This is a genomic window from Rhodoflexus sp. (assembly GCF_053489755.1).
Map to the genome: position 1 here is coordinate 15,929 of NZ_JBRCHD010000008.1, position 12,722 is coordinate 28,650.

Consider the following 12,722-nt stretch of genomic DNA (forward strand, 5'->3'; position numbering starts at 1 on the left):
GCCGTTATTATTTTTTTCTCCGGTAATGAGTTTGACAACCTAATTGAGTAAAGACATGCCAACGTATTACACTGCTGAGGGCTTACAAAAGCTGAAGGATGAATTGCACGAATTGCGCACGAAAGGACGCGCCGAGATCGCCCGTCAGATTGCAGAGGCACGAGATAAAGGCGACTTGAGTGAAAATGCCGAGTACGATGCAGCCAAAGATGCCCAAGGACTGTTGGAGTTGAAAATTTCCAAACTGGAAGAACTGCTTTCCCAGGCTCGCGTCGTAGATGAATCTATGATTGATACGTCTAAAGTCTCGATCCTCTCCAAAGTAAAAATCAAGAATAAGGCAAACGGGCAGCAGGTAGAGTACATGCTTGTCGCAGAAGAAGAAGCAGATCTGAAATTGGGTAAAATATCGGTTAAGTCGCCAATTGGACAAGGTTTACTTGGTAAAAAAGAAGGCGAATTGGCAGAAATTACTACGCCGCGCGGTAAGATGGAATTTGAAATTCTTGCGATCAGCCGTTGAACAGCCTGGTCAAATATTTTTTTCGTGGGCTGCTGTTAGTTGTTCCAATCGTACTAACAGTAGCTACACTTGTTTTTATTTTTAATTGGTTAGACGGCTTGCTGCCCTTAGATATTCGGGGCTTGGGTTTTTTTGTCATTATTTTTGGGATCTCTTTACTTGGTTTTTTGACAACAAAGCTCAAATTACTACGGCCCGTAGTAAATTGGTTTGAGCAAACCTTGTCTAATCTTCCGGTAATCGGTTTGCTTTACAGCTCCTTCAAAGAGTTGGTTTCAGGAATTGTAGGCGAGCAGCAAAAATTTACCAATCCTGTGTTAGTCAAGCTAAATGCCGAAAATGAAGTATTTCGTGTTGGTTTCATTACCCAGCAGGATTTGAGCCATATTGGAATTAATGATCTGGTGGCTGTTTTTCTGCCTCACTCCTACAATATTTCAGGTAATTTATACTTAGTGCCACGTAAAAATATTCAACCATTGCCGACACAGGGTGCAGAAACGATGCGTTTCCTCATGTCGGGTGGGGTGGTCGAACTTAATCATAAAGAGCATAAGGAATCGGAACAGCCATGAGCAGCGATTTTACTCCGATCAAGCATTGGGCGGAGGACGACCGACCGCGCGAGAAACTCCTCCAAAAAGGCAGGGCAGCTCTTTCCGATGCAGAACTAATCGCAATTTTACTCGGAACAGGTACTGCTTCGCTTTCTGCCGTAGATCTTGCCAAACAAATACTGGCGACCGCTGATCACAGCCTGTACAACCTCGCGCGATTTTCAATCAAAGACTTGCAAAAATTCAAGGGAATCGGCGAGGCTAAAGCCGTTACCATTGCTGCGGCACTTGAGCTGGGCAGGCGGCGCAAAGAAACCGAAGCGCCTAAGCGTATCCGCATTCGCTCCTCGCAGGATTCCTATGAAGCTATTCGCCCGCATCTGGCTGATATTCAACACGAAGAGTTTTGGGTGATCCTTTTGAGCAGATCTAATGAGATTCTGCAAAAAGTGAATATCAGTACCGGTGGAGTAGCAGGTACTGTGGTTGATCCTAAAATCATATTCAAGTCAGCATTAGAGCACAGCGCCAGCGGACTGATTCTGGTGCATAACCATCCTTCGGGCAACCTCAGGCCAAGTCAGGCAGATATTGACTTGACAAAGAAATTAGTCGCTGCCGGTTACGTGCTGGAAATAACAGTGTTTGACCACCTGATTTACACCGACAGCGGCTATTTTAGCTTTGCAGACGAAGGAATGATGGACTAACTTATCTCCTGCAACATTCCGACAATCAGTCGCTCCAACTGCGGCTCGGCATTACGCGCGGCAGCCAATACGTCTTCCAAAGTGATTTTTTGTATTTTTCCCAGACTGCAAAGGTCTGTAATGACCGAAATAGCAAAAACGGGCAGGTGCATGTGCCGCGCTGCAATTACTTCGGGAACGGTGGACATTCCGACCGCATCTGCACCCATAGTCCGCAACATGCGGTATTCGGCAGGAGTTTCTAGGTTAGGACCGGGGACACTTACATAAACGCCTTTGTGCAATTTAATTCTTTCGTTGTTGGCAACTTTTTCGGCAAGTGCAATCAGTTGCGGATCGTAAGCCTCGCTCATATCGGGGAAGCGGTCGCCTAATTGAGCGATATTGCTACCTCGCAGCGGATTTTCGGGCTGCAAATTGATGTGGTCGCAGATGAGCATCAAGTCGCTCAGGGCAAAGTCGGGGTGCAGACCGCCTGCTGCATTGGATACAAACAACTGTTTGATTCCCAGCAACTTCATCACGCGAACAGGAGATACAACCTGCTGCATATCGTAGCCTTCGTAGTAGTGCAGTCGTCCCTGCATCATCACCACAGGATGCCCAGCAATACTACCGAATAGCAGCCTGCCCGGATGCCCTTCAACCGTAGAAAGCGGAAAATGAGGGATTTGCGTATAGCTGATGCTATGTGTGATGTCCATTGCTTGCGCCAGCCCGCTTAGCCCTGTGCCGCTGATGATGCCCGTTGTACAGGGTGCGTCGGTAATGCTGCGGATATAGCCGGCTGCTTCTTCAATTTGCTGAAATGTCATGTGGTTTTATGTATTTTTGCGCGACTTGTCGCTTGCTTTTCTATGAAAAATTTTTTGCTCAACAATATTACAATAATTGATGAGAACTCGGCTCTTCATCGCCAAAAAACCAACCTTCTGATTGTCGAAGGGCGCATTGCCGCTATCGGTAGCACAGCAGCGGAGGCAAGCGATGTTGAAAGTATCGATGCCGACGGGCTGATGCTTTCCCCGGGTTGGGTAGATATGCGTAGCCTGAGCGGACAGCCCGGCTACGAACACCGCGAAACACTGCAAAGCATTTCAGCAGTAGCGGCAGCAGGCGGCTTTACCGACGTGGCATTGCTGCCTAATACTTTGCCCGTGATGCAAACTGCTGATGCGGTAGCGGCTGTTAAAAATTTTCGCAATGAATTGCCTGTAGCTTTCCATGCCATTGCTGCGGCTTCTGCCGATGCCAAAGGCGAAGAGATGAGCGAACTGCTGGATTTGCATCACGCCGGAGCGGTTGCTTTTTCCGACGGAACAAATATAACCTACAAAACAAGTCTGATAGTCAAGATTTTACTCTACCTGAAACAGTTTGACGGGCTTTTTATCAACGTGCCTAATGAAAAAAGCCTTGCGGAGTACGGGCAGATGCACGAAGGCATCCAGAGTACGCTGCTCGGCATGAAAGGTATTCCCACACTTGCCGAAGAAATGGGTATTAGGCAACATTTGCAACTGCTTTCTTACACAGGTGGAAAATTGCACTTTTCCTGTATCAGTTCAGCTGTGGGTGTGGAGTTAATTCGCCGCGCCAAGGCAGAGGGTTTTGCTGTTACTGCCGATGTGGCAAGCTATCACCTGGCGTTTACGGATGAGGACTTGAGCAGTTTTGATACAAACCTGAAAGTAATGCCTCCGCTGCGCACCATTGCAGATCGCACGGCACTTTTGGAAGGGCTGGCAGACGGGACGATAGACGCGCTCGTTTCCAATCATTTGCCGTTGGATACCGAAGCCAAAGAGTTGGAGTTTGATTTGGCAGACTTTGGTATGATTAATTTACAAACAAGTTTTGCAGTTGCTAATACTTTCGGTAAACTTACAGCTGAGCGCTTAGTAAAATTGCTGGCGACAAATCCGCGCCGGATATTGGGCTTGCCGCCGGTGGTCATACAGCCCGATGCTCCCGCGCATTTGACCATTTTTAATCCTTCGGAAAAATGGACGTTTGCCAAAAGTATTAATCGTTCATTATCAGATAATTCACCGTTTATGGGGCATACTTTTACAGGTCGGGTTTATGGAACGGTACGCGACGGGAAGTTGAAATTACAATAGTTATTTTCGAGGCTTAATGGGTTGTTTGCGCTAATTAATTGCGAAACATTCCGATTTTAATGCTTGCCTGTACTTGTATGCCGCTCAAATCCTGTGCGGTCAGGTTGCGGTAGCTAACACTGCCAATGTGCCGATAGGAGATCCCTGTATTTAGGCGTATATATTTATGGAGGTTAATTTCCAAAAGTGCGCCCGGTTCTATTTTGAAGAAATTAGCTTCGCCGAAGTTTGCTGAACCCTGTTCGCTATCCATTTCTACTTCACCACCGCCAATTTGCAGCGGGAAAGTCAAATGAAAAATTTTCTTTGATAAAACAGTATATTCCATTAACAAACCGCCTACGCGATAATCCATGTAAATACCGGGCGTTGTTTCGCTTGCGGGTACGAATTCATTGACAGAGGCGCTATAATAGCCACCAATCGTAAACTTATCGGCAAATACCAGACCGCCGCGGATATTGAAGAGTAATACATCGGCTTTGTCCATGCGGGTATAACCGACTCCCGGAGCTACCATAACGCCGATTTTCTTCCCCAAGTTGTCGCCAAACAATGTTGCAGGTTCTTCTTGTGCATAGGAAACAATAGAGGCGAAGGTCATGAGCAGCGCCCATGCTATTAATTTGATTTTCATTGGGTTGATATAGTTAAGTAAGTGTTGAAAAATACACTGTAAAGTTATGCTGCACAGCGATACTCATACGAACAATGTAAGAATTTTCATCATTATCAATTAAAATGATGCTATCATTAACCTGCCGAATGCCTATTACGTAGTATATCAGTACAGGCATTTTGCATGACTTGACGATTGCCTCAGAGATTTCTATTTTGTACCGCATCGTGCCTGCCAAAGCCCCCGAAATCCTGCAACAAGTAGGTATAGATTATGCCGATGCGCTGATTCTGCCTGTATTTCGTTCGGCGGCGGCTGATGTAACCTCGCGCTACTTTGCCAAGGACATGCACTCCGGCGAGCGCGATCAGATAGAAAAAGCCATCAAACAGCGCATGATGGACGAACTCAACGAGCGTGGATTTGTCATTGAAGCGGTGCTGATGAAAAGTATTCGCCTGCCGCAGGGGCTTTCCAGAGCTATTGAGGAGAAGTTGCAGGCAGAACAGGACGCACAACGCATGAGGTTTGTATTGGAGCGCGAACAGTTGGAGGCGCAGCGCAAAAAGATAGAAGCTGAAGGCGAACGCGATGCACAAAAAATCATTAGCGAAGGACTTAATCCGCTGATAATCAATTTTAAAACTGTTGAGGCATTCAAGGCGCTGTCCGCTTCGCCCAATACCAAAATTATTATCACAGACGGCAAAGTGCCACTACTAGTGCAGCCCGACAAGCAATAATTACGGAGCAGCGACAACATAGTAACACAAAGTTTTTGCGTAGGGATTGCAACCTCTTACTGTTGTCGTACATCTGTAGTACATCAATCGTCCAACTTAAACTTTATCACATATGAAACCGCTGATCTTGTGCATTGCTTTATTTTTCTGAGGCTGTCCAGAAAGGCTCAATGTAGCACAGACTTCAGTCTGTAGCCGTCTGATTATCAAGTATTTCAACGATCACAGACTAAAGTCCGTGTTACTTTTTGGACAGCCTTGTGCGAACAAAGGGAGGAAATTTCGTGCAAGTCCGGCATTTTTGCACGATGGCAATTTCTAAGAAATGGTTAAAGTTGTGCCGCTCGCTACACCAAAAAAAATACAGACAGGAAGAACAACTATTCCTCGTTGAAGGTGCGAAGAGCGTTGCCGAGTTGATAGCCGAAGGAGCTAAAAGCGGCTTTCAGATCGAAGCGGTATTTGCTACAGAGGCATTTATCGCAGATTTTATCACACAGAAAGGGCAAGATTTTTTATTAGAGTCGGTTACGCCCGATGAACTTGAGCAGGCAGGCACGATTCAAAGCAACAACGCCGCACTGGCAGTTGTACAAATCCCTCAGCGTGCGTTACCTGCACTTAGCAACGAGTGGTTGCTGGCACTCTCCGATATTCGCGATCCGGGCAATCTGGGTACAATTATCCGCATTGCCGACTGGTACGGCATCAGCCATATTGTTTGCTCGCGCACTACCGCCGAGTGGTACAACCCCAAGGTCATTGCCGCTTCTATGGGATCATTTTTGCGAGTGCAGCCCTATTACACTGATTTAGAGGACTTTTTTCAGCAATACACAAAGCCTGTATATGGAGCGCTGCTCAATGGCAGCGACATCCACCGCTTTGAGGTAAAGGAAAAAGGAGCTATTTTGATCGGCAATGAGTCGCAAGGCATTGCCGAAGCGTTGCTACCGCTGATCAGCCACGCACTGACTATTCCGCGCATCGGTGGGGCAGAATCGCTTAACGCCGGTATTGCAACCGCTATTTTTTGCGATAACCTGATCGGACGTAGCCTATAATATAGAGCCTGCGGCGAGCGAAATTTTTTGGTGGAAAATAGTTAATCTCATTAACTATTTTATTACATTTGAAGTGAACACAAAATAGTTGTCTCATTTAAACATTGAATGATATGAACCTGAAACTATTTCCGCTACACACAGGGGTATGGGAAGGTACTTATACCCGTTTGGCACCCGATGGAAAAATTCTGGATCGTCACAAAAGCCGCCTGACGCTGCGACTCAACGGCAACTGCTGGGAGCAACTCAATGAATACTTCTGGGATAATGGGCGCTACGAACGTCATAATTTTAACCAGAGCTATTTCAACGAGGCAGGTGTGATGACTTTTGATAACGATCGTATCTTTGGCACTTCTTGGGAAAGTGAAGATTCTATTCTTCTTGAATGGGTATATAAAGACGATCCGGGCAGCAAACTCTACGAAATGATCAATATGATTGGCCCCGGTCATCGGATGCGCGTGTGGCAATGGAGTCACAGCGGACGATTCGAAGGGCTGACGATGATAGAAGAGCGTCAAGTCTCTACACAGGAACAAACTGACTATGACGCGATTAGACAGTATAACATTCCCAGTGAGGTACGCGAAGCTACTGTTAGCGCCTAATTTGAGCAAATAGTAAGCAATCATCTCGCCCTTCAGTATGTACGTAAGCAATTGATAAGCAATAAGTAACTGCGCATATTCTGAAGGGCGTGACGTGTTTAGGCTTGCTTTATTACTTATTTGACACAGCAACAAAGTAAATATGAAAACTAAAAACTAAATCCCTACTGCACGATGGCAGGAATGACAATTACTGAAAAAATCATGGCCTACAACAGCGGCCGCGACAGAGTAAAGCCGGGGGAATTGGTATGGACAGATATATTCTCAGTAATGACGATGGATTATCTGGGAAAGTCCACATTCAAAACCCTGCACGAGTTAGGAAAGACAGAAGTATTTGACCGCGAGCGTGTTATCTGCGTTTCTGACCATCTGGTGCCTCCGCCTACTCCTGCTTTTGCAACCATGCTCAACGAGTGGAGACAAGTCGTAAAAGAGCATCATATCAAATATTTCTACGATTTAGGCAGGCAAGGCATTGCCCATCAGGTAATGATAGAAAATGGACATGTGCTACCCGGTAAAATCAGCATTGGGACTGATAGCCATGCCAATACTTATGGTGCTATGGGGGCAGTTGGCAATGCAGTATCCGTAACTGATGCGGCTGTAGCAATGGCAATAGGTAAAAGTTGGTTCCGCGTACCCGAGTCTGTTAAGTTTTACATCACAGGCAAGTGGCAGCCCTATGTAATGGCAAAAGATCTGAGTTTGCACATCATGGGGATGATGCACTGGAACGGGCACTTGATCTACAAAGCGCTGGAGTACGCAGGCCCTGCAATTGAGGCGCTGGACATTGCAGGCCGCATGACGCTGTGCAACATGACTGTGGACTTAGGGGCAAAAAACGGCATCGTTGCACCCGATCAAAAAACGATTGATTACCTGCGTCCCGTGCAAAAAGGCGCATGGGAAATGATTAAGAGCGATGAGGATGCACATTATGATGCGGTTTATGAGATAGATGTAACCAATATCGGGCCTACAGTTGCTTTACCCGACAAGTTGGATGATGTTGTCCCCATAGAAAAGGTAATTGGCAGGAAATTTAACAAAGCCTTTGTTGGTACTTGCACAAACGGGCGCTTGGAAGATATTGCGGTGCTGTCCCAAATCCTCAAAGGTAAGCAGGTGCATCCTGATGTCAATTTTATCCTCGTGCCAGCCAGTCAACAGGTTTATTTGGACGCGCTGCGGGCAGGCTATATCACCGATCTTGTAGAAGCAGGCGTAGCAGTTGATACGCCAAGTTGTGCCTCCTGCGCGGGCATTCACACAGGAGTAGCGGGCGACGGCGATATTATACTTAGCGCAGGCAATCGCAACATGAAAGGGCGAATGGGTAGCAAAAACGCACAAATTTACCTGACTTCGCCGGCAGTAGTGGCAGCTTCGGCGCTTAACGGTACTATTACCGACCCGCGTATGCTATAGTAATGATGATCTGATGAATTACAGTAAAACTGCGCCCTGTTTTTGTGTGGCTGTCCAAAAAAGTAACACAGACTTTATCTGTGATTTGTTAATCAAATAGCTATAGATCGAAGTCCGTGCTACATACATCCTTCTTGGACAGCCTCAAACGCTGATTGCTATGGCTCAACCTATGCGAAAAATTGCTGATAAAGATCTTAACAAACTGATTGAAAGGGCTTATTATCTTGCCAACAAGGAGTATATTCATGCCGATACGCATGAGTACGACTACGATGCGCTTAAAAAGATAGCCGTTGAGATGGGTATTCCGGAAGACAAACTGCAGGAGGCCTACCATCAGATAGTAGCGGATCGGGAGGCAGCAGAGGCGCTTGCCGCGAGGAAGGCTGCCCGAAGAAAGCAGATCATATATCTCGCCGTGATTATGGCAGGTGTAGTACTGGTTTGCGTCTGGATGCTCCGTCCGCGTACATTCAGTGGTACGGTAGAAACCGCTATTGCTACCTCTTTGGATGGTACGAGCTATATGCCGCTGGATGCTGTAGATACTATCACAACCACACAGGGGGCATTTTTTGCACATGCGCTCATCAAAGGTAACTATGGCGAGGCGGTGGAGTGGGAGCTGCTGCCGCCTGATGGCGGCGCTCCGGTTATTGCAGATAAAATAATTTACGCCAATAATCAGAATGGCTCGGTAGCCTACCAGTTGTTTAGTTTTGCGCCAACAATGCCTTTGGGAGAGTGGAAAGCTGTTTTAAAAATCTTCAATAAGCCCGTAGCAGAGCGCAAGTTCATATTTGCCAAAGGCATCTATAAAACCCAAATTACTTTTACCAAACAGGTAGATAGTAACTACAAGCCTGTCCAAAGTCTCTCCGGTTTCAAGGCGCTTACCGATACGATGGCCATTTGTCATGTAGTATTTCGCGACATAACCCCGGGGCAAAACTTTAAAGTAGTTTGGGAGTATTACGATCCCGATGGTAAACCGGCTTACTCCAACAGCCTCGATATGAAGCCGAATGCTGCGCTTTACAATGTGTACAGCCCCATGATGATTGATTATCGTTCAATTAAAACAGGTAAATGGACAGTCAAACTATTGGTTAATGGTGATTTAGTCAATCAGCGATCTTTCGATATTGACATTGGCGATGCAGACGTAGTGATGACTACAGGCATGAAAGATGATAAGCCCGCCGATCGGACTTCTGTTTTTAAAAGCAGTTCGCCGGTGTATGGATACGTATTTTGGCCCAAGATCAACCAGCGCAAGATTGTACTTACATGGAAAGTAAAAGACAGCGAAGGAAACCTTGTCCGCAGCATAGATCAGGCGCTGAGCAACAAAGGCGGTACCGACTGGTGGGCCTATCGCCAATTGATAGAACCTAACAGCGCTGCGGCAGGTAAGTACGCAATGGAATTATGGGGCGGTAATTTACTCATCGCCGAAAGAAATTTTGAAATTGTAAAATGAAAAAACTATGTCAGAAAAAATTATTCGCGGTAAGTGTTGGGTAGCTTCAGGCTATGTAATGTCCTATGACATTGTAGTACAGAAATTTTGGACTGATCCAATAGACAAAGCACTGAACAGCAAATTCATTATGAGCGGTGTTGCTCCCGAATTTGACAAAGAAAATGGTTTCAAAGACGCGGGCTATACCTTCATCGTAGCAGGGCACAACTTTGCAGGAGGCGGCAAAAGTATCGAACACGTCGTTACAGGACTGATGGGAGCAGGTATTAAGGCTGTTTTTGCAGATTCCTTTTCGCGTCTGCAATTCCGCAATGCCACCAACTACGGGTTGCCTTTTATTACTGTAAAAGACTTAGTTGCAAGTTGTCAAACAGGCGACGAGTTGGAGTTTAACATGGACACCAACACGGTCAAAAACCTGCGAACAGGCGAGGTGCGCGATACTGCACCCCTTGCCCCTTTCGTGCTGGAAGTAGCCGAAGCCGGCGGATTGGTAGAATTTGTCAAACAAAAAATCGCCGACGGAACTGCGCATCTGCTGCGCTGATGATTTTTTATACGGTTAAACCTGACGGGGTTTGCAAACCCGTCAGGTTTGATAGCATAGCGATGCAAATAACAGCATTGGAATGAATATCAGCATCAGACATAACTAAATCGCCATACAAAATCTTAGCATGAAACCAAACGCTGTAAAAACCAAAATACAACAAGGGCAGGCTGCATTGGGGGTTATCTCCAACTTTGCAGACCCGATGGTAGCCGAAGTCTGTGCACATGCGGGTTTGGACTACTATATGATAGATTGCGAACACGGCGCTATCACCGTAGCGCAAACGCTGGACATTATCCGCGCCTGTGAAGCTACAGGCATTACCCCGCTGGCGCGCATCCGCAGCACCGATGCCAAACTCATCTTGCAATATATAGACGCAGGCGTGATGGGCGTAATGATGCCCGGCGTGAATACCGTAGAGCAGGTGGAAGCCCTTGTCAAAGCCATGAAATATCCGCCTTTGGGCGAGCGCGGTTTAGGCCCTGTGCGTTCGTGGGACTTCGGCTTGGGTGCAATGTCACAGGCTGACTATGTGCGCTTTGCTAACGAGCAAACGCTTGTCTTGCCGCAGGTGGAAGACATAAAAGCTGTTGAAAATCTGAATAGTTTGTGCAAAATACCCGGCGTGGACGGTTTCATCATTGGCCCGCGTGATTTGGCGATGAGCATGGGCTTCTACGACGGCCCCGCGCACCCCGAAGTGCAGCAAACAATTGACCGCATTTTTGAAATTGTACTGTCGCATAACCTCATTATTGGGACAACGGCAGGTAACGCAGATCAGGCTAAGTCGCTGATTGCCAAAGGTACAAAAATTATTATGAACTACACGGGAGCAATGCTCGGCGGAGCTGCTAAGGCTTTTGCAGGCGCGGGAAAATAAATAGTTGTGTTGTTTGTAGGGACACAAACAACGGCGTTAGTAAACCTCAGCGCCCTGCATGAAAACTTCTGTGTCCTCTGCGGTTAAAAATAGTCTCAACGTCCTTTGCAGTTAAAAAACACTCTAAAAAAATACGAAAATGAAAACATTAATTGTACTTTTCAACCTCAAGCCCGGTATATCGGAAGCCGAATATGAGGCTTTTGCTAAAGAATTGGACATACCAACTGTTAAAAGCTTGAAATCCGTTGCTGATTTCAAGGTGTACAAGGCAGCAGGACTCTTTGGGTCTGATGCTGCGCCACCTTACAAGTACTTTGAGGTGATACACTTTGATTCGGTAGACAGTCTGGTAGCAGATATGAGTGCAGAGCCTAAAATGTCGGAAATTCCTGCCAAATTTCAGCAATTAGCAGACAATCCGATATTTATTATTACAGAAGAGATTTAGCGGTTGCCGCTATGTTGGTAAAATCAGGAAGAAGCGCGCGAGTAGTTATCAAATTGACGACGATTTTTTTTGTAAAAAAATTCAAAAATACAACTGCATGAAAATGATTGACTTAGCAGGTAAAACGGTAGTTATTACCGGTTCCGGCAGGCGCAAAGGTATTGGTGAGGCAATCGCTTATGCTTTTGCCGAAATCGGCTGCAATATTGTGATTTCTGATTTGGGGCAACCCAAAGGCAGCGAGTTTAGCGCAGAGCACATCGGCGCAACCGATGAAATGAATGACATTATGGCAGAGTGTATTGCTCGCGGAGGCAAAGCTATTGCCGTGCCTTGCGATGTTCGCATTGCTGACGATTGCAAGAATCTGATAGATAAAGCAGTAGAAAATTTTGGCAGCATAGATGTATTAATCAACAATGCAGGTGTAGGCTATCTGATGGAGCCTTTTACTGAATTTAAAGAGTCCAGTTGGGATGCCGTGCTGGATGTAAACCTGAAAGGTGCATTCCTTTGCAGCCAGCAAGCCGCCATCCGAATGATTGCTCAGGGTAGGGGAGGCAACATCATCAATATTGCCAGTCAGGCGGCAAAGTCCGGTTTCCCTTACGCGGCCGCTTACACGGCTTCCAAACATGGACTTGTCGGGCTGACGCGCTCCAACGCCGTTGAATTGGGCAAATTTGGTATCCGCGTCAACGCCGTTTGCCCTAATCACATCACTACCGGTTTGGGGCATTGGCAAAACAAGTTTTTTAGCGAAAAATTCGGCTTAGACTACGAAACCTACTTGCAAGGCATTCGCGACCGCAACCCGCTGGGTCGCACCGGATTTGTAGAAGATATTGCCAAAGCCTGTCTGTTTTTAGCATCCGATATGGCAGCTTATATCACAGGTGAGGCAATGAACGTCAGCGGTGGTGAAGAATATCATTAAAAATCTAATAAAA

Annotated in this window: 15 protein-coding genes; 13 read left to right on the forward strand and 2 right to left on the reverse strand. The window is 46.4% G+C overall.

Annotated elements, in window-relative coordinates:
• Positions 1-55: 55 nt before the first annotated feature.
• Genes greA through radC form a run of 3 tightly spaced genes read left to right on the forward strand, consistent with a single transcriptional unit; the run spans position 56 to position 1,790 of the window.
• Complete coding sequence (greA, locus tag ACWIP2_RS00980; protein ID WP_448518020.1) at positions 56-523, forward strand: transcription elongation factor GreA; 468 nt, start codon at positions 56-58, stop codon at positions 521-523.
• Positions 520-1,098, forward strand: coding sequence for a DUF502 domain-containing protein (locus ACWIP2_RS00985; RefSeq protein ID WP_448518021.1), 579 nt, complete (start codon positions 520-522; stop codon positions 1,096-1,098). Before greA ends, ACWIP2_RS00985 begins: the two co-directional genes overlap by 4 nt.
• Positions 1,095-1,790, forward strand: a complete 696-nt coding sequence (gene radC, locus ACWIP2_RS00990) for a RadC family protein (RefSeq protein WP_448518022.1) — start codon at positions 1,095-1,097, stop codon at positions 1,788-1,790. Before ACWIP2_RS00985 ends, radC begins: the two co-directional genes overlap by 4 nt.
• Here the strand turns inward: radC and ACWIP2_RS00995 are convergent.
• Entirely contained in the window at positions 1,787-2,605 is an 819-nt protein-coding gene (locus ACWIP2_RS00995) for a purine-nucleoside phosphorylase (protein ID WP_448518023.1), read from the reverse strand. The two genes, radC and ACWIP2_RS00995, sit on opposite strands and share 4 nt — an antisense overlap.
• Positions 2,606-2,647: 42 nt before the next feature.
• Between ACWIP2_RS00995 and ACWIP2_RS01000 the strand changes: the two genes are divergently transcribed.
• On the forward strand, positions 2,648-3,913 hold the full coding sequence (locus tag ACWIP2_RS01000; protein WP_448518024.1) for a dihydroorotase: 1,266 nt from the start codon (positions 2,648-2,650) through the stop codon (positions 3,911-3,913).
• Positions 3,914-3,947: 34 nt separating this feature from the next.
• Here ACWIP2_RS01000 and ACWIP2_RS01005 read toward each other — a convergent pair whose 3' ends face one another.
• A complete protein-coding gene (locus ACWIP2_RS01005; protein ID WP_448518025.1) occupies positions 3,948-4,550 on the reverse strand; it encodes a hypothetical protein in 603 nt (200 codons plus the stop codon).
• A gap of 161 nt (positions 4,551-4,711) precedes the next feature.
• Here ACWIP2_RS01005 and ACWIP2_RS01010 point away from each other — a divergent pair, with 161 nt between their 5' ends.
• From ACWIP2_RS01010 to ACWIP2_RS01050, 9 genes are all read left to right on the forward strand, one after another.
• Positions 4,712-5,275, forward strand: a complete 564-nt coding sequence (locus tag ACWIP2_RS01010) for a prohibitin family protein (RefSeq protein WP_448518026.1) — start codon at positions 4,712-4,714, stop codon at positions 5,273-5,275.
• Between the two features lie 308 nt (positions 5,276-5,583).
• On the forward strand, positions 5,584-6,339 hold the full coding sequence (locus tag ACWIP2_RS01015) for a TrmH family RNA methyltransferase (RefSeq protein ID WP_448518027.1): 756 nt from the start codon (positions 5,584-5,586) through the stop codon (positions 6,337-6,339).
• A 113-nt stretch (positions 6,340-6,452) separates the two neighbouring features.
• Entirely contained in the window at positions 6,453-6,953 is a 501-nt protein-coding gene (locus ACWIP2_RS01020; protein WP_448518028.1) for a DUF3598 family protein, read from the forward strand.
• A 174-nt stretch (positions 6,954-7,127) separates the two neighbouring features.
• Positions 7,128-8,393: an aconitase/3-isopropylmalate dehydratase large subunit family protein gene (locus tag ACWIP2_RS01025; RefSeq protein ID WP_448518029.1), complete on the forward strand. Its 1,266-nt coding sequence runs from the start codon at positions 7,128-7,130 to the stop codon at positions 8,391-8,393.
• Between the two features lie 172 nt (positions 8,394-8,565).
• Entirely contained in the window at positions 8,566-9,879 is a 1,314-nt protein-coding gene (locus ACWIP2_RS01030) for a hypothetical protein (RefSeq protein WP_448518030.1), read from the forward strand.
• Between the two features lie 7 nt (positions 9,880-9,886).
• The gene (locus ACWIP2_RS01035) at positions 9,887-10,429 is read left to right on the forward strand and encodes a 3-isopropylmalate dehydratase (RefSeq protein ID WP_448518031.1); all 543 of its coding nucleotides are present in this window, start codon (positions 9,887-9,889) and stop codon (positions 10,427-10,429) included.
• Positions 10,430-10,559: 130 nt separating this feature from the next.
• Complete coding sequence (locus ACWIP2_RS01040; RefSeq protein ID WP_448518032.1) at positions 10,560-11,321, forward strand: HpcH/HpaI aldolase family protein; 762 nt, start codon at positions 10,560-10,562, stop codon at positions 11,319-11,321.
• Positions 11,322-11,460: 139 nt separating this feature from the next.
• Positions 11,461-11,772, forward strand: coding sequence for a hypothetical protein (locus ACWIP2_RS01045; RefSeq protein WP_448518033.1), 312 nt, complete (start codon positions 11,461-11,463; stop codon positions 11,770-11,772).
• A gap of 97 nt (positions 11,773-11,869) precedes the next feature.
• Positions 11,870-12,709 (forward strand): SDR family NAD(P)-dependent oxidoreductase, encoded by an 840-nt coding sequence (locus ACWIP2_RS01050; RefSeq protein WP_448518034.1) that lies wholly within the window; start codon positions 11,870-11,872, stop codon positions 12,707-12,709.
• Positions 12,710-12,722: the final 13 nt, after the last annotated feature.

Bases quoted from the DNA above. Each gene is read 5' to 3' on its own strand.
- ACWIP2_RS01050 (WP_448518034.1), top strand. From the start codon at position 11,870: ATGAAAATGATTGACTTAGCAGGTAAAACGGTAGTTATTACCGGTTCC.
- greA (WP_448518020.1), top strand. From the start codon at position 56: ATGCCAACGTATTACACTGCTGAGGGCTTACAAAAGCTGAAGGATGAA.
- ACWIP2_RS00995 (WP_448518023.1), bottom strand. From the start codon at position 2,605: ATGACATTTCAGCAAATTGAAGAAGCAGCCGGCTATATCCGCAGCATT.
- ACWIP2_RS01030 (WP_448518030.1), top strand. From the start codon at position 8,566: ATGCGAAAAATTGCTGATAAAGATCTTAACAAACTGATTGAAAGGGCT.
- ACWIP2_RS01035 (WP_448518031.1), top strand. From the start codon at position 9,887: ATGTCAGAAAAAATTATTCGCGGTAAGTGTTGGGTAGCTTCAGGCTAT.
- ACWIP2_RS01015 (WP_448518027.1), top strand. From the start codon at position 5,584: ATGGCAATTTCTAAGAAATGGTTAAAGTTGTGCCGCTCGCTACACCAA.
- ACWIP2_RS01045 (WP_448518033.1), top strand. From the start codon at position 11,461: ATGAAAACATTAATTGTACTTTTCAACCTCAAGCCCGGTATATCGGAA.
- ACWIP2_RS01000 (WP_448518024.1), top strand. From the start codon at position 2,648: ATGAAAAATTTTTTGCTCAACAATATTACAATAATTGATGAGAACTCG.
- ACWIP2_RS01020 (WP_448518028.1), top strand. From the start codon at position 6,453: ATGAACCTGAAACTATTTCCGCTACACACAGGGGTATGGGAAGGTACT.
- ACWIP2_RS01005 (WP_448518025.1), bottom strand. From the start codon at position 4,550: ATGAAAATCAAATTAATAGCATGGGCGCTGCTCATGACCTTCGCCTCT.
- ACWIP2_RS01040 (WP_448518032.1), top strand. From the start codon at position 10,560: ATGAAACCAAACGCTGTAAAAACCAAAATACAACAAGGGCAGGCTGCA.
- ACWIP2_RS01025 (WP_448518029.1), top strand. From the start codon at position 7,128: ATGGCAGGAATGACAATTACTGAAAAAATCATGGCCTACAACAGCGGC.
- radC (WP_448518022.1), top strand. From the start codon at position 1,095: ATGAGCAGCGATTTTACTCCGATCAAGCATTGGGCGGAGGACGACCGA.